Below are 23367 nucleotides of genomic sequence, written 5' to 3'. Positions count from 1 at the left end.
CAAATTGCCAGCAGCATTCACATCCAGTCCATTGTCGTCGGATGCCATAGGGCAAGACGCGCAGCAATTCTCTTGATTCTAACTAGTGCGTTTTCTAGTGCCGCGCCGTTGCAGGATGGGGATGCTCCGAAGTGCAAAAAATAAGGAGTTGCTAAAGCAACCCCTTTTAGGTTCCGCTCGCGCCGAACGAATGCTCGTTCGGCGCCCGGTTTTAGTAAATGGGCTAGTTGTAGATTCCGTTGTTAAGGCGATCGCCGCCTTCAATGTAGACATCGGCCGGAGGCGTCACGACAAATTCGCCGATACTTGCTTCCAGGCGCTGGCGCTGGCTATCGGATAGGTCTTCGATCTCGAGCACGTCCTCGACGTTCTCGTAGGGTGCGTTGAGAATCACTTTGCGCGCCAGCGTCGGATAGAAGCCGCGCAGCTTTCGGAACTGACGCAAGTTGGTGTTATTGAGGTCGATTTTATTGCCGATCGCCTCGCGCTTGGCATCGGCTGCATTCTGTCCCCCCGCTTGAGCCAAGATGGGAAAAGATGTGCTGTTAAAATCTCCAAGGTTGAGAGCTGTTGCTGCCTGGGTGCTGCCAATCGCAATCGCGACGGCAAACACGACAGCAACAACTGTGCGAACTAAAGTCTTCATGATGTCGGTCTCCTCCTGCAGTTGCTGCTTGCTCCGTTAAAGCCGAGCTCGCGTGAAGCTTAACAATGGCTTCATATTTTCTCATCATAACGGTGGAGCCAGCAAGAGCGTTGGAGCGCTAATCCAGGCGATCGCACGCTGGATTGGACTGTCAATCGCCTCCAGACCCGAGACGTATAATGAGAAAGACCGAAAACCCGACCGGAAAGCCGGGGATTAGCGGACCGCCTACCCGATGGCGTTCCGCAGATCGGCTTGCAAACGAACTGCTTACTGCTCACGGAGAAAATCATGGTTCTGCAACTTGGCGATACCGTTCCCGACTTTACCCAAGCATCGACGAAAGGGGAAATCTCCTTCTACGACTGGGCGGGCGATAGCTGGGTAGTGTTGTTCTCGCACCCGGCGGACTTCACGCCGGTTTGCACGACGGAACTTGGCGAAGTCGCTCGACTGAAGCCTGAATTCGACAAGCGCGGCGTCAAAACAGTAGCGTTGAGCGTGGATGATGTCGAGTCCCACGCGGGCTGGACGAAGGACATTGAAGAAACTCAAAGCGTGTCGCTCAACTATCCGATTCTGGCCGACGGCGATCGCAAGGTATCCGACCTTTACGGCATGATCCACCCCAACGCCAGCAATACGCTGACGGTGCGCTCGGTGTTCATCATCGACCCGCAGAAGAAACTGCGCCTGACACTGACTTATCCGGCCAGCACCGGACGCAACTTCCCCGAGATCCTGCGCGTTATCGACTCGCTGCAGCTGACCGACAACTATAAGGTAGCAACGCCGGTCAACTGGCAAGATGGTGGAGACTGCGTCATTGTCCCCTCAATCAAGGACGAGGCAGAGCTAAAAGAGCGTTTCCCCAAAGGCTATACCGTGGTTAAGCCTTACCTGCGGATGACGCCTCAGCCAAACAAGTAAGCCATCTGATTTCAGGTTGCTATTGCAGTGCGTCTGCAAGGTTGCATGTCAGCTATAGCACGTCCGCGAGCGGCGGTTGGCGACCTCACAATCTAGAAATTGGGGCAAAGCCACCTTGTTCCTGCTACATCGCCTGGGAGTAACCGATTGTGGTTGCTCCCATGTTTTTTCCTTGTGAATGGGAGTCGATGTGCTTGCTTAGCCCATAAGCGGAATAAGGGTGGCTTCATAGCAATAAAGCAACCCCTACCCGACGACGAACCGTAACGATCGTTTTGGGGGCAGACGGGATTAAGCGGCTGACTTTGCGATTTGGCATTTCCGAAGGGTCAGCGAGTCTCGAGGTTGTGTGCCACTTCGAGGGAGACAGCTTCTGACGGGTACGCTGTTTGTTAAAATATCGGGGTTCAATGCACGCGCGAACTCTGCAACCCCTTGAGTCAATCCGCAGAAATCCAACTCGACACGCTGACCCAGGAACTGGCAGCTATCCAGCAAACCGGGTCGAAGCGACTGGCATTACTCGGGTCCCGCCACGTCCCGATCACGCACCAACAACTGATCGAGATCATGAGCTATGCCCTCGTTCTCGGCGGTAACCGCGTCGTCACCTCTGGTGCCATCGGCACCAACTCTGCCGTAATCAAGGGAGCTATGCGTGCCGACCCGAACTTGTTAACGGTAATTTTGCCTCAGAGTCTGAAGCGGCAGCCACGCGAATCCCGCGAGCAGCTAGAGCAAGTCGTCCATCTCGTCGAAAATCCCGACAACGATTCACTGTCCTTGGGAGAAGCCAGCGCCCTGTGCAACCGCGAGATCGTTTCGCGCTGCCAACAGCTTGTTTGCTTTGCATTCCACGACAGTCGGACGTTATTACAAACCTGTCAGGAAGCAGAAGAGCAGCGCAAACTCGTAACTCTGTTTTACTTCGACTAAGAGTCGTCGTCACCGCTGTTCGCGATTGGACAGGTGGCTAGATAGTTGCCACCAAGCCATTTGGTATGGCGATCGCGATCGAGTCCAGCAACGATTAGAAGATTGCATTTTGCGCATCCTCACCGGGCGCGACCGTAACTCGACCGTTCTCACTCAACACGGCCATGAACCCAGACGCAGTCGTCCACAACCTACCAATTCCCCTACCCGCACTGCTACTGTATTCGATTGTCGGTGCGGTCCTGCTAGTTTACTTACCATACGGACTGGTTGCATTCGGTCGTTTCCAAGTTGGCTACGATGCCAGAGCGCCCCGCACGATGTTCGACAAGCTACCTGCGTATGCTCAGCGAGCAACGTGGGCGCACCAGAATGGCTTCGAATCTCTCACGATTTACGTACCGGCGGCGCTGATGGCCTACGTCACGCATGTCGACTCGTCGTTGGCGGCGATCGCGGCGATCGGATATTTGGGCGCGCGCCTGCTTTATCCGTTGGGCTATGTTGCCAATCTGCCGATCTTGCGTTCGCTGGCCTACGCGATCGGTGTGACGGGCATCGTCGTGCTCTTCGCTTTGAGTTTGCAACGGGCAGCAGCGATATGAACGCAATTAAGAGCGGCAGCGAGTTTCTAGACGATCGGTATGACGATCTGGCCGGCTCTAACAACGACCCAGATGCGTCCCTACAAGCGCTGCTGAGTGCTGTTGCTGCTGGCAAGATCGCGCCCGACGATGCGCGCGATCGCCTGCGTCACTTTGACTTCGAACCGGTCGATGACTTTGCCAAAGTCGATCACCATCGCAGTCTGCGGACGGGGTTTCCCGAAGCAATCTGGGGACCTGGTAAAACCCCCGAGCAAATTGTTGCAATTTTCCGCACCATGAGCGAGCGCGTCCCAGTGGCGCTAGCGACGCGCATCGAGCCCGAGGTTTTCCAACAGCTTCAAGTGCGGTTGCCCGAACTGCACTACCATCCGACAGCTCGCATCTGTGTTCTCCAAACTGCCGACCCGCCACAATATCCTGGCGCGATTGGCATCCTAACAGCCGGTACCGTCGATATTCCCGTTGCCGAAGAAGCCGCCGTCACGGCCGAACTCAGCGGCTTTGAGGTCCAGCGCCTCTGGGATGTGGGTGTTGCTGGCATCCATCGTCTGCTCAGCCATCGCACCCTGCTCGACCGCGTTGATGTGGCGATTGTTGTGGCGGGTATGGAAGGCGCGTTACCAAGCGTTGTTGCGGGGATGGCAGCTTGTCCGGTGATTGCCGTCCCCACTAGCGTTGGCTACGGCACAAGCTTCGGCGGCATTGCTCCTTTGCTGACCATGCTCAATTCTTGTGCAACGGGTATCGGCGTGATGAACGTCGACAATGGTTTCGGTGCAGCAATGCTGGCAGGGAAAATCTTGCGGACAGCTGCACGGTTGCATGCGTGCGAAGGGGATACGAAACGCCAGCGATCTCAGTAAAAGCATTCGGCATCGCGAACTCCTGACATTGGAGTTCGTGGGGTATAACTGAGGCAACTTGACCCGCGATCGCGCGTTCAGAATTGCTTTTGAGGAGTGCTATGAAGCTCGGCCAGTGGTTGGGACTGATGGGTCTGACTGTGTCCCTGTTCGTGCTGTGGCAGATCCGCGGACTCTTGCTGTTGATGTTTACAGCAGCGGTGCTGGCGACTGTGCTCAATACGCTTGTGCTGCGCCTGCAACGTTGGTTAAAAGTCCCGCGCGGCTGGGCTGTTGGTGCAATCGTCGTCGGAATGATAGTGCTCGCAGGCGTGCTCGGGGTGGCGCTCGTTCCACCGTTAGTCGAGCAGTTTCAAGAGCTGCTCAAGTTACTGCCGGTTGCTTTTCAACGTCTTGCGGGTTGGCTGGAAAACTTGCTGGTCTCAGACTTTTTTGGCTCGCCACCAAGCTTGCTTGACCCGAATACACTATTAAACGATATTCCAGCCCTTTTGCAGCAATCAATATCGCAGCTGCTTAGCTTTTTCTCCAATTCCTTAGCCTATGTGCTGCAGCCTATACTGGTACTGGTGTTCACGCTTATGCTACTGGCCGATCCACAACCCTATCGACGCGGAGCCTTGCGCCTGTTCCCGTCGTTTTATCGGCGACGTGCCGATGACATCTTGACGAAGTGCGCTCGAGGGTTGTCGAGTTGGTTCGCCGGCATTACGATTAACTGCGCGTTTATTGGAACGCTGAGCGGCATCGGGTTGTTGATTTTGCAAGTCGATCTCGTACTCGTCCACGCACTGCTGGCTGGCTTGCTTAACTTCATCCCGAATATCGGTCCGACGCTGAGCGTAGTGTTTCCGTTTTCGATCGCTTTACTAGACGCCCCCTGGAAAGCATTTGGCGTGATCGTCCTTTACCTCATTATTCAGAACATCGAAAGCTATTGGCTGACACCAACGGTCATGGCAGCAAGGGTGTCGCTGCTGCCAGCGGTGACCTTGGGCGCACAGATTCTATTTGCAAGCTTCTTCGGTTTAGCAGGGTTGATCTTGGCGCTGCCACTTGCTGTTGTCTCGAAGATTTGGATTGAAGAAGCCTTGCTTGGCGACGTGCTCGATCGCTGGGGTGGAAAGCGTGGTGGCAGTGAAGGTGCCGAAGGTGTCCAACCATCAGCACACCCCCATCAGGGGCAACACCTTGCCTCCAGGACGTGAATTCGACTGCGTGAGAGATGGCAAGTCCATACTTGAATTGCCTTGTTGGGGTCGCCCAATGGAATTGATTCTGCTCAAGAGTTGCCATTGGTTGCGAAAAGTAGTCTTTATTCTCGTCCCTCTTCAGTTCATTGATTAATTCAAGGGTCGGCCTAAAAAGTTACTCCGTTCTCCCTCCGTCTTCATAAAGATGTCCGAAACGACTCAAACGAAGATCTGTCGATGCAGCTATTCTCTTTCCGTAGCAGAAAAAAAACAGAGCTCGTGCCAACTCTAGGAAGAGCTGCGACAGATGACAGATTGAGATCCTCTTCTTTCGGGAATGTTTGCCTATTCTGTCTTAGGTATTGTGCAAATTGGTATCAAGCTAGCGATGCCCGAACCAGTCTTTAACTGCCATACCCATATCTTCTCGACGCTTGGGAGAATCTGCCTGCCTCAACTTTGCAGCCATTGCCGGTTGTTCGCTATGGCTGCGCCCAAAGCGGAACGTATTGCCAGGCTGCGCGTAACTCTGCCCGCCGCCGAGCACAGTCGGGGAGCTTTGCCTCCACAAGCTGCCAGAAGCGATGTGAATGATCCAAGTGGACGGTATGACACAGTTCGTGAACAAGTACGTAATGTACTAATGGGGCAGGTAGGAACAAAAGTTGCTGGTTGAGACTGATCGTCCCGCGAGCCGAACAACTACCCCATCGTGTTTTCTGATTGCGAATTGCCGCATTGCGACAGCTTAATTCGCACTCCTGTCCGACTCGTTCTAACCACGGCACTAGATACGATCGTGCCTGCCGGCTTAACCAATACTGCAGCAGTTCCCGACAGGCCCTAAGATCGTTTGTCGCGCCCCGAACGATCAACTCGCTATCGGACTCGTCGAGGCGGATGCGCGGCGTTGCTGCTGTAAAATAGCGCACTGACCGTTGCTGTCCGATCGCGAGGAGCGCAATCACCTCGGGTAGATCGGGCTGTGTGGCATACACCTGCTCCTGTGCGGCTGCATTTGCCAGTGCGCGTTCGATCCAGCGATGGCGGCGTGCGAGTAACTCCGGCAAACGCTCGATGTCGAATCCCTGAGGTACCACAACTTCGAGTCCGTCGCGAGCCGAAACCCGAATGCGGGCGTGGCGAGCGCGTGCGCTTACGCGAACTGTGTATGGGGGCAGCTCCATAATTGAGCGATCGAGCACTTACCGAATCGAGCTTATCTCGTACTCGTGCGAATCGCGATCACAAAGATGACTCTGCCGCTGCTCGGAGTAACCACCGCGCTAACGATTCTGGCAACGACATGCGCCACTTCTGCCGCGAATGCACGCAAACGTGACGTGTCTGTGCTCGCACCGCCAATCGTGCGGGCAGGAAAGTAACTTCATAACTGAGGGCAAATTCTGTCTCGTCAATCGATTGGGGCCGTAAGGAAATGATCAAGTCTTGGCCGTAAGTCAGTGGCTGAAGATAATCTGCTTCTGCACGAACTATCGGCAGCAAAACCGCCCCATTGCGGAGCATTTCTCCAATATCAATGCCAGCATCTGCCAGAGCTGCCTCGTAAGCTTCGTGGCACATTTCTAGGATGCGAGAGAAGTAAACGACCCCTGCAGCGTCCGTGTCGGCTAAACGCACGACCCGCCGGTAAATAAATGCCACCCTCAGCTGACCTAACGCGGATTGGGGGCAACTAAGGAACCTGCTTCCAGTTCGGGTAGAGCCAAGACCGGCCGATCCAAAGAGATTGCCAACGCTCCAGAGGACAGAGCCGGTTGGGGCGATCGCGCCAGACGTAAGACCGATGACTCGCCGCCCACGAGCCAAGCAAAAGTGCCTACCAGTAACGCGGCTGCTGCACTTCCGCCCCAGAGCCACCGACGCCGACGACGACACACAGTCCAAACGCGCCCTTCCAAGGCGGCGACCGACTGCTCGCGAGGCACCGCTACCTGGCGAAGGGCGGCTCGCAACTTCAGTTGCTGACGATAGAATCGCTCGGCTGCTGGAGAAGAAGCAATCAGGGCTTGCGCGCGGGCTTCTTCCTCTTGAGTGACCTCGCCATCGAGGTACGCACTAAGAAGTTCTAATACGAGCTGACTGCATCCACCGAATTCGTCTTCGTGCTGCACGTTCGTAGCCATCGAAATCCTCGGACCCCTACTAAAGTGTCTTTAGTGAGCGCCTCCGACCGTATTTGCTACTAGAGCCTAGCCAAGTCGGATGACTAACCCACACTCGTCTAAGCACGTCCGCTGAAACGAGCGCGTCCCTCTATAACCAACTTAGTCGATCGCGAGATAACTTTGCAGTTTTACTTGCAAGCGGGCTCGGGCACGAGCGATCCGCGACTTGACAGTCCCGAGTGAAACCCTGGTAACTTCGGCAATTTCTTCGTAAGCCAGACCTTCGATCTCGCGCAGGATGATCGTCGTCCGGAAGACTTCCGGAAGATCGGCAATCGCCTGCTGAAGTTGTTCGTAGAACTCCTGAGTCGAGAGATCTTCATCCGGGCTTGGTGCGTCGGACGGCACCTCCCAATCGAGAAAGCCGTCCTCCATCTGGCGTGGAGCATCCAGAGATAAAGGGTTACGAACGCGCTTGCGCTTGCGCAGCTCGTCGTAGAACAAGTTAGTTGCAATCCGACTGAGCCAGCCGCGGAACTTAACCGGTTCGTTCAAACGCTTAATGTTGCGATATACCCGAATCCACACTTCCTGAGCCAAGTCGGCACGATCCCCCCAATCGGGGGCAAGGTGATACAGGATTTTCTCGACGTGAGGCTGGAACCTCCGCAACAACTCGGAAAAAGCATCGCGTTCCGGTTTTGCCCCTTCCTGACAACGGGCGATCAGCTCGGTGTTGGAGAGTTTATCTGGAGACACGGATTCCAAAGGCAGGCCGAGATCGGCCGCCGGCCAGCAGACTGCAAGGGAATGGCTCATGGATCTTTACTTACGTCCGGGTTTGGTGGGCGTTACCCCTAAAGCCTAAAGGACCGCGGACATCCGCATAAGGTTTCCATTTCCACCCATTTGCGAACTTTGCCAAGGTTAGGGGGACATCCTCAGCATCCGCAATAAATGCACGTCAGTGATTTAGAACTCGAGCGAGTGAGCGACAACTTCCTTGTTCCCAGAGAACAAGCTTGTCGATGTCAATACCGAGGGACTCCGTGGCAGAGAGCGATAGCATTGGGTAGAACCCCGCACAGCTGGTTTCATTGTACGCTAGATGTGGCTCGTAAATCTTAAGATGCGTTACATTTAGCGTGCCCTGGGTACCAGGAGGGAATTTTCTCGAGCCAGTAGGTAAGCCCTAGCCTGATTTGCAATGAGTTCGCGCCCAGTGCGAGCGGAATCACGCCGAAATCTGCCGCCAGGGTATCAGAATTGTTAGCTCGCAGACCTTATTACTCTCGTGGGGGAGCCACCGGTGTTAGTCGGTGGTGCCAAAGGCATTGGCTTGCGAGCAGCTGCCTTGAACTTCTTCTGTTGTCTAATGCTCGAGCTTTTTTGGGCTTTGATACCGATGACGAACCTAATGACTCTGGAACGCCGCCAAGTCCATCTCGACATTGCCACCGAGGCCGCTTCAACTGCTGGCGCAATCCTGCGCGAACACTTCGGCAAGCTAGCCTCCATCGAAGACAAACGTCCGGGCGATCTCGTTACAGATGCCGATAAGGCCTCTGAAGCGGCTATTCTCGAAGTTCTGCAGCGCCACTTGCCCGACCACGCCATCCTCGCCGAGGAATCAGGTCGATTGGGCAATCTCGATAGCAACTATTGCTGGGCAATCGATCCCCTCGATGGCACGACTAACTATGCCCATCAACTGCCGATTGCTAGCGTGTCGATTGCTTTGCTTGTCGATGATGTTCCCTGCGTCGGCGTTGTTTACAATCCCTTTCGTAACGAATTATTCCGTGCGGCAACGGGGCTGGGGGCAACGCGCAATCGCCAGCCGATGTCAGTCACGACAACGGCTTCATTAGATCGGAGTCTGTTAGTGACGGGATTTGCCTACGACCGCCGTGAGACCTCCGATAACAACTATGCGGAGTTTTGCTATCTGACGCATTTAACTCGCGGAGTCCGGCGCCTCGGATCGGCGGCACTCGACCTGGCCGATGTTGCCTGCGGTCGCCTTGACGGTTATTGGGAGCGAGGACTGTCGTTGTGGGATATTGCCGCTGGTGTCGTCCTAGTGCGCGAAGCTGGTGGTTGCGTTACGGCCTACGATGGTAGCCCAGTCGATTTGGCAAGCGGGCGCTTGATGGCAACCAACGGAGTGCTTCACGTCGAACTCGGTAATGCCTTGGCACGCGCTCCTCAGGAAGCAAGTCGCTTAGTTTACCGGTCATAGATAGTTTAATCTGGCTAAGTGGGAACACTTACCTTCAAAGCGATCGAGGTCGCAGTCAAAGCGGAAGATTTGCGGGTAAGCATCCCGCAACTGTGGATTTTCGCGAAACGCCGATTGCTCGGGATATAGCATTACCGACGTCTTGGAACCAAGTCAGCCTCAAATGGTTATGAGGGCGGCTCGCGTCGTTTCCACGGCGATCGAAATGTGTTTTTGCGGATAGCACATACTAGTCAGAAGCTCGGACGCTTGAAGGCAGCTTGCACGGAATTTATCTCTCATGCCTATTACTGCTATTAGAGTTGAGCGTGGTTTATTCAAGTACGACATCATCGATTACCATGCTATCCTCGGGCTGCCCATTGGGGCGAAAGTGGACGTTGCCCGCAAACAGTTTCTGAGAATCACGCGCATTTTATACCCCGATATCCGCAAGATTGCGGATCCAGAAGAGCAGCGGCTGGCCGACGCTCTTTTGTCTAAGCTAGTCAATCCAGCCTACGAAAATTTGTGCAAAGGCAAGGAGCGTCGCCAGGAGCACATCCTGATTCTGAATCAAATGAGGGCGCGTTTAGCAGCAGAGGGCGGCAGCCTGGCAGTGGAAAGCGATGCGGCAAAAGAGCTGATGGTTGCTCGCGGCCCATTAGAGCAGGCCTACTTCAAGCTCATGCGGCCGATTACAGCAGAGCTTTACGAACGGATGCACCAAGTGCCGGATCGGATTGCAACGATCAGCGAACTGAATTTAGTTTATATGACGCGCAAGCCCGCGCATTTAAATGCGGCGAGCAGTCGAACACCGCAGAACTTAGATAGTGGTATCGGCATTAACGGCAACAAGCAAGCTGCAGTGGCGACGGAGAGTCAGGCGAATAAGCGTCGCGCAAGTTCTCCGATGGAGCCCTGCCGTCGTCGCGCGCAAGGGTATCTCGAAACAAAAAACTACGTCCTAGCAATTCGGGAATTGCGCGAGGCCCTAGAAGTGGACAAGCACGATAGCAGCTGCCATGCCTTGCTCGGCATCGCATATCTGGGTCAGAAGTCGTTTGGCATGGCGCGCGTTCATATCCGCAAAGCAATTGCGAGCGATCCCAATAATCCCCAGGCAAAAGTGGCCCAACAAATGATCGACCAGCTCGTGGATCGCCAGAAACAAACGATTCAGCAACCGCTACCGCCGTCATCGACTAACGTTGACACGGATAGTAAGGGCAGCAAGCGCAGCTTCCTAGGGGGTTTATTTGGCAACGGTAAGTAGGGCTTGCTGAAAAAGGCTGGAATCCCTGCAATGAAAGGATCTCAGCGTTTTCTATGCCAGAAAAGTGCAAGGTTATAGGCACCAGAGCCTCAAAACCCTTGCACTTGGGCCGAGAATCCGAGGCAAAAAGCTGGGGATAGATGGTAAATGCCAGATTCCATAAGCTCTCTGCCTCCTAAATTCGTTTTGTGTACTTTTTCAGCAAACCCTAAGTAGGTAGGGCAGAGGTATAAAGGGAACTTACTGCTTTCGAACTCGCTGTCCCGGGATAGCATCACGATCGGCTCTTGTGATTAACTGAGTAGCAGTAAATTTCGCTGTTCTGCCGCAACCGAATAAAACGGTGCGACATTGAGTTGCCTTTGACGCGTTGCCATTGACAACGTGGGTTTTATGACTGCTACTCCTCAGCCCCCGGCCAGCGCTCGCGACTGGCTGCCCCTTGAAGTCGAACAAAAACTTTGGATCGGCGATCGCTTGCAGCAGGTATTTCGGCAATGGGGCTATCAACGCGTGGTGACCTCAACCCTAGAACGCTTAGAGACCCTAGAGGCAGGCGGCGCGATCCAGCCACAGACCGTAATTCAGGTTCAGGATATATCGGAAGGCATTCTGGGGTTGCGGCCGGAGCTGACAGCCTCGCTGGCCAGAGCTTGTATGGCGCGCATGGCAAACAAGTCCTCGCCACTGCGACTGTACTATGCTTCGAATGTGTTTCGGCGGTCGGTCAGCCACCACGGACGGCAGGTGGAGTTTTACCAACTTGGCGTCGAGCTGCTGGGTGCTGGCAGCGTTTTAGCAGATGCTGAAGTGTTGCTATTAGCAATTGCTTGCGTGCAGGCAGTAGGCCTGCCGAACTGGCAAATCGTGCTCGGTGAAGCCAGCTTAACGCGGGCATTGCTGCAGCCGTTTCCGGAGCAGCTGAGATCGCGCGTACGCTATTGTTTGGCACACCTAGATCGCGTCACGCTGGCCCAGTTACCGTTAGATCCGAGCTTGCTCGATCGTGCACTGCGGTTGTTCGACTTGCGCGGCCGACCGGCTGAGGTGCTGCAGCGCGTAGCCGGTCTAGAACTCGATGTAGAGGCACGAGCGGCAACCGAACGCCTCAAATCCTTGATCGAAATCTTGGCACAGACGACAACGGAAGTAACGCTCTTGCTCGATTTAAGCCTCGTGCAAACGATTGACTATTACACCGGGGCGACGTTTGAAGTGGCAGTTCAGACAGCAACTGGCGCGCGCGTGCTGGGTTCGGGCGGGCGCTACGATCGCCTGCTGGAGCTGTATCATCCGCGCGGCGAGCGGCGAGCGGGGATGGGGTTCGCTTTTGGCTTGGAAGAATTACATGCCGCATTGTTGCCAACCCAACAGTTGCCGCAGATGGCAGCAACGAGCGATTGGTTGGTAGTCCCGCTGGAATCTGCAGCCGAGGTAGCTGCGTTCAAACGCGCGCGCGCCCTGCGGCAAACGACGCCTACCTCGAAGGTGGAACTGGAGCTGGACGCAAGCACGCAAGCAGAGGCACGCGATCGCGCACGAATTTGCGGCATCAAGAATATTGTATGGGTTGGAGCCGACGGTTCTTTCGAAACAGAGGCGATCGCCGTGCAGTAAAAATTAAATAACTTGATGTGTTGGTTGCCCGCTTGGAGGAACCTTCGACCGTCTAAACACAGTCTGGACTGGCGGAGCTGGACTCCAGAGGGACCACGCTGAATCTGTAGGGACTATACTCACAGAACCAGCGTGGATGTATCGGCGTTTCTGACGCAAACCGCCCCTTCAGTTCCAGAAAATGAGTCACTCCTGTCCAGGGGGCGGCAACCACGCCAAAAGCGTGACCGCTGAGCAATCAATCTAGAGTGCTGCCATTACTTCGCGGGCTGCTGTCAGCGTGAGATCGATATCCGCATCTGTGTGCGCTAGCGACATGAAGCCGGCTTCGAATTGGGATGGTGCTAGGTAGATCCCGCGCTCTAACATGCCGCGATGAAAGCGACCAAACTTTGCCAAATCCGAAGTTTTTGCATCTTCGAAGTTGTGAATCGGCCGATCGGTAAAGAACATTCCAAACATGCCGCTGATGCTACCGCAAGTTGTTGCCTGACCCGTTTCCTGGGAAATTTCCTTTAGTCCGGCAATTAGCTTCGACGTCACTCGATCCAGATGCTCGTATACGCCCGGACGTTGGAGAAGCTCCAACGTCTTGATGCCTGCTGTCATGGCTAGCGGGTTGCCCGAAAGCGTCCCGGCTTGGTACATCGGCCCGGCCGGTGCCACCATTTCCATAATTTTTTTGGGACCGCCGTAGGCACCCACCGGCAGGCCGCCACCGATGATCTTGCCTAGCGTCGTCAGGTCGGGCGTAATGCCGAATTTCTCCTGCGCTCCGCCGTAGGCAATGCGAAATCCAGTCATGACCTCGTCGAAAACCAATAGCGCTCCATTCTCCTGGGTAATCTCGCGCAGTCCTTCCAAGAAGCCTGCATCGGGGACGATGAACCCGGAGTTGCCTACCACTGGCTCCAGAATTACGCCGGAAATCTCGTCGGGGTTCTCCGCAAACAGAGCTTTCACCGCTTCGAGGTCGTTATAGGGCGCCGCCAGCGTGTTGCTCGTTGCGGCTTTTGGAACGCCAGGTGAATCGGGCAGCCCCAATGTTGCGACACCTGAGCCGGCTTGCACTAAAAACATGTCGCCACTGCCGTGGTAGCAACCTTGAAACTTAATAACCTTGTCTCGACCGGTATACGCACGCATAAGGCGCAGTACCGCCATGCACGCTTCGGTGCCCGAGTTGACGAATCGCACCATCTCGACGCTGGGCACGGCGGCAATAACCATCTCGGCTAGCACGTTTTCTAACGCGCACGGCGCGCCGAAGCTAGTACCTTTGTCGAGGACGTTGTGGAGGGCGGCAATCACTTCTGGGTGGGCATGACCGCAAATTGCTGGGCCCCAGGTACCCACGTAATCGATGTACTCGTTTCCATCGACATCCCATATGCGGCTACCCGACACGCGATCGAAAACGATCGGTTGGCCGCCGACGGATTTGAAGGCGCGCACTGGCGAGCTAACGCCGCCGGGCATAAGTTTTTGGGCAGCGCTAAAAATGGCTTCTGATTGAGTGGTTTTAAACGCAGCTGTTGTAGTCAAGGCCTTCTCCTATGCAAACGCAAATGGGCTGGGCAAATGGGCTGGCTGCAATCTCGGCAAGCGGGGCGAAGTAAACCCAACTGCAATGCTCGCCGCACGACTGCAGTGCGCGACTGCTTGCGCTCCCCATGTCAGCCATAAGTTCTTCCTATCCTAATTGAGCGATCGCGGCGGGAAAGACGGCCGAACGTGAAGCAAATCTTAAAAACTTTCTTTGGAACTGTCAGTTCGGACGCGTCGAAGGAACTTGCAGCGACCCGTTCCGCCCGCTAAATTTGGACTTCCCTGGCAAAGCTGGTACGTCGGACGAAGTGAAACGGCCCGGCAATTGTGCCCCAGACGCGCTCGTCGGTCTCCAGGTCGCGGCCGCGATCGAGGTTGACGAGCTTATCGGCATCGATCTCGAATGTGCTATCGAGATAAGTTTTCTTTCCGTTTCGAACCACAATACAAGCTTTGCCGGGCTCCACCTCACCCTTGAAACTGTCCCCGGTCCAAGACACAATCGAGTTACAGCCAGTAAGTTTGTCCAGTTGGTCCGCGCGTAGCTGACCCAACCGGTCGCGATCGCGCGTAGCACCGTGGAACTTCTCGGGCTCGCGAAGTGTATAGTTTTCGATTTCGATGCGATCGTCAGTGACGACAAACTTAAGGGCGCGAATACGATAGGGTTGGCTCACCATGTAGTCGTAGGCCTGCTCGAGCAATAGGCTCGGCCCTGACAGCAAGTCCAACGGTAGGGGTCGCATGCACACTCGAATGTGTGCGAAGAACGGTGGATTTTCCAGTGCTTGGGCCTGATTGCTGAAGTCAGCGGCCATCCACTGCACTAGTGTTCTGAGGTCGGTCGCATGCGTCATAAGTCTTGGTTGTTAGCTGTGCTTGGTTAGATGTGTTTGGATGTGTCTAAACAACTATTGGTCTCTTATCCTTACCGCCGCAGGAGCGTGGGCGCGCTCATCCCTTTACTAGACGCAACAATAGTAGTTGCGTGGTTTGTTTCTCGCTGAAATTGTCGTCGCTAATCAAGAGTAGGCTTTGGGACCCGTCCGGTAGCAGGGGTCCGAGGGTCATGCCTTCGAGGTTGTCGAGCGGATAATCGAGCGTGCTGAGGTCGAGCAGCAAGCGTTTCTTCAATGGCACAATCTGCCCGAGGCTGCTGCTGAGGCTTCCAACCTGGGACGTATCGGTGGCGTTGCCCACTGCTATCTGGAAAATCTTCGCGCCGTTCCCTTGCAGCGGACTGTAAGTGCGCTCCAAAGATAGAAAGTACCCTTCAGTGGGAAGAGCAACCAGCTCTGTCAGACCATTGGCTGCCGTTCCTAGCGGTGCGAGGTCGAGTAAATAAACGTGTTCGGCTACCAGGGTCGGCGCGCTGACGGAGTTGATGGCATAGTGCAAGACCCGCACGCGTGCGGGTATATCGCTCGGCGCGTCTAGGGGCAATTCGTCTTGCTCAAGTGTCGACTCCGTTGCTGCGAAGACGCGATAGGGGTCGACGTCGGACAGTCCCGTCGTTCCCAGCGTTAGTGCCTCGAAGCCGCGGTTTTCCTTGATGCCGCGATCGCCTTCGATACGAGGAAGATAACGCTCGGGTAGAGGCAATTGATCGAGCTGCCGGCCGGTGGCAAGATCGAAGCGCGCGATGAAAGGCTCGACGCCATCGCGCGGGCTGCCTTCGCTGGAAATATAAAGACTGTTGCCGGGCGCGATCGCCAATCCTTCCGGGTCGAGGCTTCCGGGGGCAAACAGCTCGCCTTCAGGCGTTTGTAGGTATTTCACTCCAGCGATCTCCACCGCTTGAATCTGGGTGCGGTCGGGACTGAGATCGATCTGCAGGGTGTAGAAGCGCGCAGGCGCGCGATTGCCGCGATCGTCGGAGAGGGCGTAGTAAATGCCGCGCTGGCGGTCGTAGGCGATCGCGGAGAGTCCGCCTACGGGCGTTTCGGCAAAGGCTTGGCGCGGCAAGGTGACCGCATCGAGGAATTCCAGCGACCGATTGAGAAATAGCCGGTCCTGAGCCAGTACTCGCCCGGAGGAACTACAGGCGATAGTCCCGAACAGGCAAATAAAAATTATGAGGATCGGGGCAATTGGCAATCGCAACCAGGACTTGGACGAGCACATGACGGCAATCGCACGACACAACCCTTGGATCGTACTGGCTCGACATGTGAAATCGGCAGCAATTACACCCCGATCGCATCTCTTCTGGCACACGATGCAGCACGAGCCATTGCCTCGGCAGCTTTGCGCCGGCGCTCCCCACTAATTACGCTGAGGTCCGACAATTCCTCAATACGAGTGCGTTCCAGCCAAGCAGACTGATATCATTGCTGACGGAGAATATTTGCGCGCTCTAGGTTCAGGGCACCGCGATTAATTCTCTCAAGACAGAAGGTCTGCACGCCAACACGTGCATTTCAGCCGCTGATAACGCATAAAACGGCAATTTTTCAGGTGCCCTTCAGAAACTTCTAAGGGTTGTAATGGTCGCCAGTGGATACCATAGGAAGCCTCGAGCGAGGTCTGCTAAGACGGTGACAAGTCGATCGAGTATGTTTCGGTATCTGCCACCTTACAAACCCAATCAGCTTGCCTGTGGGACGGGACAGACGGCGGTGGTGACGGGTTGGACGCTCAAACAAGCCGTCATCTCGCATTTGCAATCGTACGAGTATGCGGTCGTCGGGCAGCTGTATTCGCCGACGCGAGGGCTTAACGTCCTGATTCGCAACTTGCTCGCCAACCCGCACGTGCGCTATTTGGTAGCGCTGGATGCTACGCGCGAAGATCGCAATGCAGGTGCCGTGCGATGTTTGTTGGACTTTTTCGAGTCCGGTTTCGAGCGCGGCGAGAGCGACACGGGTCGCGAATGTTGGATCGTGCGATCGCCGGTTGCAGGCTACCTCGATCCAGAACTGCCGGCAACAATCTTGGAGCAGGTCCGCGCCGCGATCGCCTGGGAGCGTGCCGAGGCGATCGCGGCAGCGGTGGAGCGGGTGCAGGCGATCGCGCAACTAGATCCCCTGCCGGTTTGGGGCGAGGCGCGGGAATTTCCGATGGCGGAGGGGGTGCCGAGCGTCCTGCCGGGTCCGCGATACGGGCATCGTATCGAGGGCAAAACTATTGCCGATACGTGGGTCAAGATCGTCCACCGCATCAAGACAACAGGTGTAGTTCGACCGACGGCATACGACGGGTTCTGGCAAGAGTTGGTGGACTTGGTGGCCGTAGTGACGGACGAGCCGCCTGCGTTTCATTTCCCCGAGCCGAATTATTTGCCCATCGATCGCGCGTTTCTAGACAGTTACATCGCCCAAGTGATGGACGATGCGCCGCACCGCGACGGCGTGAAGTATACCTACGGGCAGCGCTTGCGTTCCTGGTTCGGTCGCGACCAAATTGAGCAGGCGATCGCCAAGCTCGTCTGCGATTCGGGGACGGCGCGGGCGGTAATGTCGCTGTGGGACGTGCGCGATCACGATGCCGGCGACAGTCCGCCGTGTCTCAACCACATTTGGGTGCGGATCGGCGATCGCGAACTGTCACTGACAGCAACATTTCGCAGCAACGATATGTTTTCGGCCTGGCCGGCAAATGCAATGGGGTTGCGCGCGCTGCAGCAGCACATCTGCACCGAGGTAGCGCGGCGCGGTGGGCTGGAGCTGCAGCTCGGACCGTTGGTGACCGTCTCCCAGAGCGCACATATTTACGACGACTGCTGGGACAATGCCGAGCGCTTGGTCAGCAACCATTACGCAAGCCTGCACGCGATCCGAGACTACGACGACCCGAGCGGTAGCTTCGCGATCGCTCTCGACGGCGATGGTGCGATCGTTGTCGAGCACCTGACGCCAGGCAGCGGCGAGGTGACGCGTAGCTATCGCAGCCGGACGGCAATGCAGCTCTACCGGAAACTGGCAGCAGATTTCCCAGCACTGGACGTGGAGCACGCCCTGTATCTCGGTACCGAGTTGCAAAAGGCCGAAACCGCCGCGCGGACGGGGCAAAGCAATCGCTACGTGCAGGACCGACCGCTGCGGCTAGATTTTCCAGTTTGAGAACGCCCTCGTCCGACACCAGACGATGGGGTCGAGCACTAACGCTTGCTCGCCCGGTTTAATGAAGTTCGTTATCGCCTGTACCGGCTGGCTTGCAATCGAAGTCGTCGTTGGAACCATTCATCGACGAGCACGGCAGGATTCGAACCTGCGACACCCAGAACCGGAATCTGGTGCTCTATCCACTGAGCTACGCGCCCGAATGTGCCCGCAAGCACCCCACTACGATAGCGCGAATGCCGAGAATTCCGACGCATAGGTCCGACGCGATCGCGTTGCGTTGCCCCGCAAGCCACTTACCCAGCCTCGGACCGATGCCGTGCCCGTACCACTGCAGGTTTGTCCTAGGACGAGCCCGCTGCCGCGGACCAAAACAGCAATCAACGATCGCGATGGGTGACGCCGTCGATCGCACCCAGCAGCAACCAGGCAATCGCGTTTGCCCGCAGGTCGAATAGCGTCACATCAAGTAAGTTAAATAACGTACAGCTACTAAACGCCACGGCAAACCCAAACAGCACCAAGCGATCTCGATGCCACGGTCGTCCTGAGCCCGGCATCGGGGCCAGCGCCGGCCAAACCCACAGCAAGCGTACCGTCCGTACCATTACCGATCCCACCATTGCCACCAAAAGCAATGTTGCCGGAATTCCCGTTTCTGCAAACAGCATCAGCGGTAAATTGTGCGGGTGCCCCAGCCACACGTCCGTCCGATCTTGATAGAGCGGTGTGAAACTGCGCAACCCCCAGCCCGTCCACGGTCGCGCCCGTGCCAACTGCCAAGCAAACTCCCACTGCGTCGAGCGTAACAGCGCTTCCGGTCGATCGGGATGCAGGCGATCGGAGAGCCGCAGCCATACATAGTCCGGCACGATCGCGCGCAGTCCTTGCTGCAAGGGCGACGGCGGTGCAAATGAAGCCCCTGCAACTACAGCAGCGATCGCAATTGCTGCCGCCACCAGCCAGCGCCATCCAAGGAAAACTGCATATGCCAGCCCCACTAAAAGCCCTAACGCCCATGCATTTCGCGACGCTGTAAGTCCCAGTGCCGCTGCGATCGCCACCGTGCCGCCGAACGCCGCAACCAGCAACCACCGCTGCAGTTGCTGCCAGGCATCCAGCACTAGCATGACTCCCAGTGCCAGCCCCACGAGCAGATACACCGCACAAATATTGGCGTACATGAACGCTGAGGCAAGCCGTCCTGGCGGATTGCCACCCGCCACTAGCGTCCAGCCCAGAACCGGTTCCCATGCTGGTGGCGTCGTCCAGCCGGCCCAGATCTGTCCCAGTCCCAGCACCGCCGCGATCGCTGCCGGGGCTGCAATTGCTACAGCCAATACCCGCAACTGCTCGGGTCGCTGCACGAGGGCGCTCGTTGCGGCATACATGGCGACGAACGGCAACACGTTTGCCAAGCCCAGCCAAGCTGCTCCGCGATCGCTCGCACAACACGCCGTCACTATCAGCCACGCGGCCAGCAGCGCCCAACCCCACATCAACGGCCGCCCCAGCAACCGCCGCCAGTAGCGCGCCCATACCGCCACTACTACGCCCACCAGCGAGAGCGCCCCCCATGTCGGTAGCAGTGGCAAGATCGCGGTCGCACCCACCTGCCAATGCCAAGCGCGCGTGCGCCAGCGCTCGTCGGTCTGCAGGCGATCGTCCATACAGCTGTCCGCTCGGTTGTCCTACATTCGACAGTTCGCTAACCCGCGCAAACCTGCTAATTTGCCGGCACAGGCTGCCAGCATGCTTCGCGCGTCAGTCGGATTTGCGCTAAGGCAAACACGGTGGGTATCACGCGGCTGTAGTTCGTCGCGATCGCGCGCCAGCCCAAGTCGGCAAGGAACCAGCCCCATAGCGCTGGACCGAGTACGGCAAATGTCGTCCGCACGGCACCGTAGCGGGCTGCATTGGCGATCATGCCGCGCTGTGCTGCCCGCAGCGCCACCTGACTTTGCAAGTGGGCTGCTGCTGCCGCTCCCCCGTGCGCGATTGCCGCACGGGCGGTCTGGTAGGTGGCAAAGTGCAGGGCAAACTGCCGTGCAGTTTCCCGCAACAACCACGACCGTAACAGCGAGCTGACCGCGATCGCACTTCCGCCTTTAAGAGCAATGTCAAAGGGATTGTGCTCCAATTGTGGCGGCAGCGGCTCTGGAGCTTGGGCGCGGGCCAGCGATCGCCTGACGCGAAACAGCGTCGAGCGTCGTTCAGCGGCAGGCAGGCGCTGCCAGGCTTTCTCGACCAAATTTAAAAAAACTTCGGCTTCTAGATCGACCGTGCCGAGATCGGTCGCTACCGGGATTTTGAGGTATTTACAGACGCGCATCAATACTTGGCGGTAGGTCAGGGCATCGGTTTGACGGCGCAGGATCGCTACGCCATCGGCAGCCAAGAACCGGAAGCGTTCCTCGATCGCGTCGAGCCAAGCGCTGCGATCGCGTTGTTGCAGTTCCTCGGGGGCCGGCATCGCGAAATAGTCGAGCGGATTAAATTTTCGGCAAAACAGGATCTGCGTGATCTGCTGCAGCTCCTCGCAATTCGCCAACTCCAGCGCAGCTCTGAGCTCGTACACGGGCGTCTGTCCTCCACGACCTGGATGTGGGCGCTATCGAAACTACAAACCAGCCGTTAAAACAAGCTTCGATTATTTTAACGATCGATCCACATTACCCGGCCTCGCAGCGAGGTCCGTTGAGAGGCAATTGCCAGTAGCGGTGCGCGTGCTTCTTCAATCGTGCGTTTACCCTAAAGCTCAAAAGAACCAGTAATGGAGAAATATTGGGTGCTCTCGGCCTGTCGCGACGCATTACCCGGCATTCAATGCGCTCGATCCGCTACGGGCAGTCGACAGTTGCTTGTAGCTGGGATGCCGGTCGGTTCTGCTCGTCTACGCAAACGACGCGGGCAGCGTGGTTGTCTGCTTCCCCAGCATTGAGCCAACCATAGCTCATAACGATCGCGCGATCGCCGGTTGCGCCCAGCCGCGCTGCTGCCCCATTCAACTCGACGCGCCCCGACCTGGCTGGAGCGGCGATCGCGTAGGTTTCCAACCGAGCGCCTGTCGAAATATTGACCACCTGCACTCGTTCGTAGGGTGCGATGCCGGCCGCATCCAGCAGTGCGCGATCGATGCTAATGCTGCCGTCGTATTCCAGATGCGTTCCCGTCAGCGTACAGTTATGAATTTTTCCGAGTAAAAACGAGCGCATGACCATACTTTTTCCCGCGCAATCTCAAATTCCCTGCTTGATTGGAGCTACGGCATAACCCGATTGCCCAAAATTTCTGCGTTTGCGTCCGGTACAAACCGTTAATGCCCGCGCGTCTTGTTAATCGGAAGCATTTCGCAATCGTTTTCCTGCAGTTAATGAGACGAATACTTACTATCCTCCATCAAACCACCTCCGAGCCGGGATGAGTGGGACACCACTTGCGCGCCAGGATTTCCCCTCGACCAACGTACTTCTTTTGCCGGCGATGCACGTCCGTCCCCCGACGGCTATGCTGCCAAGGTCATCTTCAGCGGACCGATGAGTGAAAACGACGACCATCTCCCTTGCATTCGCTCCGAGCTGGACTGGATCGAGCGCGCGTTGCTCGGCGGTCACACGCTACTGGGAAGTTTCTTGGGAGCACAAGCGATTATAAGCGTTCTCGGTGCCGAAGCGGCTCCGCACCCCGATGGTGAAGTAGAGTCGGCTATCGTCTCATCTACCCTGCCGTGAGGGACAATCGAGGGGTCTTCTCCACGCCGATATACGTTTACCAGTGGCATCAAGAGGGCTTTACCGTTCCCAGTGGAGCGACGTTACGTGCCACCGGCACGACGTTCCCTAACCGAGCGTTTTGCTAAGGCTCGTCGGTCTGGGGTTTGCCATTTCATCCCGAGATGTTCGACACGATGCTGCCGCGTTGGCTTGAAGCTGGAGCCGAGCATCTCTCCCATCCTAGCGAGCACGCACCAGTCGATCGCTTGTAAGCTCGCATCCAAAACGCCCCCGTCGTCGATTGCTGGCTGGATATATCCCTAGATAAGTGGCTGGATGCCAACGCGATCGCGGCATGAGCGTCTTGCCTTTGTCCGGGCGCAAAAGTAGCCGCTGACGTCAGAGATCGTTTCGCTAACGGGTGGCTACCGTAGCTGGGGTCATATCGACGGACCGGAGGTAGCGTTTGCTCCGCTCGACTACGGACGTCGATACTTGATAAGCCGGTCGGTGTATGCGTTCAGGGTCGATTCGGCGATTCGCGATAAGCTTATTCTTACATTCTTTACCGCGCCCCCCACTCATGCGCTACCGAGTTCTGGCAACCCTCGCGATCGCGGCGTGCTTCTGGCTCTCCGGTCTGCTCCCTGCGGCTGCCCTTACGCAAATCAGGCTGTTCGACCTAAGCTACACAGATTGTCCTGCAGAGTTCGACAACATGGTAACCAGTGGCGGCTCTAGTCGTGCTGCAACCTGTTACCTGATCGAGGGCAAAGCCGATAATCACTCGGGCAAATACGTTTACGATGCCGACGTGTACGGCCGTGTTTACGATGCCAAAGGCAATCCGACCATGCAAAATCGCACGCGGCTCGGATCAATCGAAGAAGTTCCGCCCGGCGTCAGCGACTTTACACTTCGCATCACCGTCCCGGCCAGCCAAGAATTGCCGCTCCAGCTCAAGCAATTCAAGGCGTCAGGATTCTCGGCAAAAGTCCGTCGAGCATTCCTAAACTAGGTGATAAGTGCGCTCGGTGCATCGGCGCGAATGCGACATCGGTTCGCGCCATCAGCAATCGCGATAAAACGCTAAACCCATAGGATGCAAGATTACGTTGCTTCGCGCAAAATTGAGCCAATGCTCCTGGGAGTGAATGACTCTAGCTCGTCATTTCTAGTAACGTCTTTGTTTCACAGCTTAAGGGCTATAAGAGCTAAGTTAAACTGCGCCACCGAGGACCCGCGCAACTGTGCTGAGCACGAAAAGGGCCAACATAGGCGAAAAATCAATGCCGCCGAGGGGCGGAATAAATGAGCGGAAAACGTTGAGATAGGGGTCGGTAACCGGGCTGAGGAATGCCATCGCCTGCTGTGCCCAGCCTTCTCCTTGCAACCAGCTCAGTAAAATTCGAGCAAAGATCAAAATCGTGTAAAGCCAAATAAAGTTAACGAGACTAGTTACCAGTAATGTAGTTGCGTCCATGGCGCAGTCGTTCCTCAGGGATATTGACTTGTCTTGCCCTTTATCTTAACGGCAAGTAAGAGTTTGACGGAATGTTGGCTGACAACAAGAGTGCCTTACTCCTAAGCTCCAGCAATGTCGGGTGAGAGTTCGTCACCGCT

Annotated in this window: 25 protein-coding genes and 1 tRNA gene; 12 read left to right on the top strand and 14 right to left on the bottom strand. The window is 56.3% G+C overall.

Features of this window, described 5'->3' with window-relative positions; genetic code table 11:
- Positions 1-223 precede the first annotated feature (223 nt).
- Entirely contained in the window at positions 224-646 is a 423-nt protein-coding gene (gene psbU / locus KR51_RS14810; protein ID WP_022608894.1) for a photosystem II complex extrinsic protein PsbU, read from the bottom strand.
- 291 nt (positions 647-937) lie between these two features.
- Between psbU and KR51_RS14805 the strand changes: the two genes are divergently transcribed.
- From KR51_RS14805 to KR51_RS14785, 5 genes are all read left to right on the top strand, one after another.
- Positions 938-1576: a peroxiredoxin gene (locus tag KR51_RS14805; protein WP_022608893.1), complete on the top strand. Its 639-nt coding sequence runs from the start codon at positions 938-940 to the stop codon at positions 1574-1576.
- Positions 1577-2011: 435 nt separating this feature from the next.
- Entirely contained in the window at positions 2012-2512 is a 501-nt protein-coding gene (locus KR51_RS14800; protein ID WP_022608892.1) for a hypothetical protein, read from the top strand.
- Between the two features lie 164 nt (positions 2513-2676).
- Positions 2677-3117, top strand: a complete 441-nt coding sequence (locus KR51_RS14795; protein ID WP_022608890.1) for an MAPEG family protein — start codon at positions 2677-2679, stop codon at positions 3115-3117.
- Complete coding sequence (larB, locus tag KR51_RS14790) at positions 3114-3983, top strand: nickel pincer cofactor biosynthesis protein LarB (RefSeq protein WP_022608889.1); 870 nt, start codon at positions 3114-3116, stop codon at positions 3981-3983. The genes KR51_RS14795 and larB overlap by 4 nt, the downstream gene beginning before the upstream one ends.
- 101 nt (positions 3984-4084) lie before the next feature.
- On the top strand, positions 4085-5191 hold the full coding sequence (locus KR51_RS14785; RefSeq protein ID WP_022608888.1) for an AI-2E family transporter: 1107 nt from the start codon (positions 4085-4087) through the stop codon (positions 5189-5191).
- A 467-nt stretch (positions 5192-5658) separates the two neighbouring features.
- On the opposite strand, the gene KR51_RS14780 is transcribed toward KR51_RS14785, so the two are convergent.
- The 4 genes from KR51_RS14780 to KR51_RS14765 form a co-directional block, all read right to left on the bottom strand.
- On the bottom strand, positions 5659-6381 hold the full coding sequence (locus tag KR51_RS14780) for a M48 family metallopeptidase (RefSeq protein ID WP_051358230.1): 723 nt from the start codon (positions 6379-6381) through the stop codon (positions 5659-5661).
- Positions 6382-6421: 40 nt separating this feature from the next.
- Positions 6422-6841: an acyl-CoA thioesterase gene (locus KR51_RS20330; protein ID WP_022608885.1), complete on the bottom strand. Its 420-nt coding sequence runs from the start codon at positions 6839-6841 to the stop codon at positions 6422-6424.
- Positions 6842-6852: 11 nt separating this feature from the next.
- Positions 6853-7323 carry an anti-sigma factor family protein gene (locus KR51_RS20325; protein ID WP_022608884.1) on the bottom strand — a complete coding sequence of 157 codons (471 nt, stop codon included), beginning with the start codon at positions 7321-7323 and terminating at the stop codon, positions 6853-6855.
- A gap of 141 nt (positions 7324-7464) precedes the next feature.
- Positions 7465-8124 (bottom strand): sigma-70 family RNA polymerase sigma factor, encoded by a 660-nt coding sequence (locus KR51_RS14765; protein ID WP_022608883.1) that lies wholly within the window; start codon positions 8122-8124, stop codon positions 7465-7467.
- Between the two features lie 586 nt (positions 8125-8710).
- Between KR51_RS14765 and KR51_RS14760 the strand changes: the two genes are divergently transcribed.
- From KR51_RS14760 to KR51_RS14750, 3 genes are all read left to right on the top strand, one after another.
- Positions 8711-9547: an inositol monophosphatase family protein gene (locus tag KR51_RS14760; RefSeq protein WP_022608882.1), complete on the top strand. Its 837-nt coding sequence runs from the start codon at positions 8711-8713 to the stop codon at positions 9545-9547.
- A gap of 280 nt (positions 9548-9827) precedes the next feature.
- On the top strand, positions 9828-10805 hold the full coding sequence (locus KR51_RS14755) for a hypothetical protein (RefSeq protein WP_022608880.1): 978 nt from the start codon (positions 9828-9830) through the stop codon (positions 10803-10805).
- A gap of 393 nt (positions 10806-11198) precedes the next feature.
- Positions 11199-12422, top strand: coding sequence for an ATP phosphoribosyltransferase regulatory subunit (locus KR51_RS14750; RefSeq protein ID WP_022608877.1), 1224 nt, complete (start codon positions 11199-11201; stop codon positions 12420-12422).
- 243 nt (positions 12423-12665) lie between these two features.
- Here KR51_RS14750 and hemL read toward each other — a convergent pair whose 3' ends face one another.
- The 3 genes from hemL to KR51_RS14735 form a co-directional block, all read right to left on the bottom strand.
- Complete coding sequence (gene hemL, locus KR51_RS14745) at positions 12666-13967, bottom strand: glutamate-1-semialdehyde 2,1-aminomutase (RefSeq protein WP_022608876.1); 1302 nt, start codon at positions 13965-13967, stop codon at positions 12666-12668.
- Between the two features lie 269 nt (positions 13968-14236).
- Complete coding sequence (locus KR51_RS14740) at positions 14237-14827, bottom strand: chromophore lyase CpcT/CpeT (protein WP_022608874.1); 591 nt, start codon at positions 14825-14827, stop codon at positions 14237-14239.
- 97 nt (positions 14828-14924) lie between these two features.
- Complete coding sequence (locus KR51_RS14735; RefSeq protein WP_022608873.1) at positions 14925-16094, bottom strand: esterase-like activity of phytase family protein; 1170 nt, start codon at positions 16092-16094, stop codon at positions 14925-14927.
- Between the two features lie 431 nt (positions 16095-16525).
- On the opposite strand from KR51_RS14735, the gene KR51_RS14730 reads away from it, so the two are divergent.
- Positions 16526-18031 (top strand): thymidylate synthase, encoded by a 1506-nt coding sequence (locus tag KR51_RS14730; RefSeq protein WP_040656413.1) that lies wholly within the window; start codon positions 16526-16528, stop codon positions 18029-18031.
- Between the two features lie 127 nt (positions 18032-18158).
- Here the strand turns inward: KR51_RS14730 and KR51_RS14725 are convergent.
- The 5 genes from KR51_RS14725 to panD form a co-directional block, all read right to left on the bottom strand.
- Positions 18159-18231 (bottom strand) — tRNA-Arg (locus tag KR51_RS14725).
- A gap of 22 nt (positions 18232-18253) precedes the next feature.
- Positions 18254-18415: a hypothetical protein gene (locus tag KR51_RS19895; protein ID WP_156915135.1), complete on the bottom strand. Its 162-nt coding sequence runs from the start codon at positions 18413-18415 to the stop codon at positions 18254-18256.
- Complete coding sequence (locus KR51_RS14720; protein WP_022608871.1) at positions 18412-19701, bottom strand: O-antigen ligase family protein; 1290 nt, start codon at positions 19699-19701, stop codon at positions 18412-18414. The genes KR51_RS19895 and KR51_RS14720 overlap by 4 nt, the downstream gene beginning before the upstream one ends.
- 56 nt (positions 19702-19757) lie before the next feature.
- Positions 19758-20609: a YaaW family protein gene (locus tag KR51_RS14715; RefSeq protein ID WP_022608870.1), complete on the bottom strand. Its 852-nt coding sequence runs from the start codon at positions 20607-20609 to the stop codon at positions 19758-19760.
- 262 nt (positions 20610-20871) lie between these two features.
- Positions 20872-21252: an aspartate 1-decarboxylase gene (gene panD, locus KR51_RS14710; RefSeq protein WP_022608869.1), complete on the bottom strand. Its 381-nt coding sequence runs from the start codon at positions 21250-21252 to the stop codon at positions 20872-20874.
- A gap of 315 nt (positions 21253-21567) precedes the next feature.
- On the opposite strand from panD, the gene KR51_RS17715 reads away from it, so the two are divergent.
- The 3 genes from KR51_RS17715 to KR51_RS14700 all read left to right on the top strand — a co-directional run bounded on the left by KR51_RS17715 (position 21568) and on the right by KR51_RS14700 (position 22762).
- The gene (locus tag KR51_RS17715) at positions 21568-21762 is read left to right on the top strand and encodes a type 1 glutamine amidotransferase family protein (RefSeq protein ID WP_051358229.1); all 195 of its coding nucleotides are present in this window, start codon (positions 21568-21570) and stop codon (positions 21760-21762) included.
- Positions 21759-21890, top strand: coding sequence for a hypothetical protein (locus KR51_RS21040; RefSeq protein ID WP_269634918.1), 132 nt, complete (start codon positions 21759-21761; stop codon positions 21888-21890). The genes KR51_RS17715 and KR51_RS21040 overlap by 4 nt, the downstream gene beginning before the upstream one ends.
- A 437-nt stretch (positions 21891-22327) precedes the next feature.
- Positions 22328-22762, top strand: coding sequence for a hypothetical protein (locus KR51_RS14700; RefSeq protein WP_022608868.1), 435 nt, complete (start codon positions 22328-22330; stop codon positions 22760-22762).
- A gap of 201 nt (positions 22763-22963) precedes the next feature.
- On the opposite strand, the gene KR51_RS14695 is transcribed toward KR51_RS14700, so the two are convergent.
- A complete protein-coding gene (locus KR51_RS14695) occupies positions 22964-23227 on the bottom strand; it encodes a YggT family protein (RefSeq protein WP_022608867.1) in 264 nt (87 codons plus the stop codon).
- Between the last annotated feature and the right edge of the window lie 140 nt (positions 23228-23367).

The sequence above is a fragment of the Rubidibacter lacunae KORDI 51-2 genome (assembly GCF_000473895.1).
GTDB lineage: Bacteria > Cyanobacteriota > Cyanobacteriia > Cyanobacteriales > Rubidibacteraceae > Rubidibacter > Rubidibacter lacunae.
The sequence above is the reverse complement of the archived record's forward strand: the minus strand, read 5'-3'. Positions and strand labels throughout refer to the sequence as shown.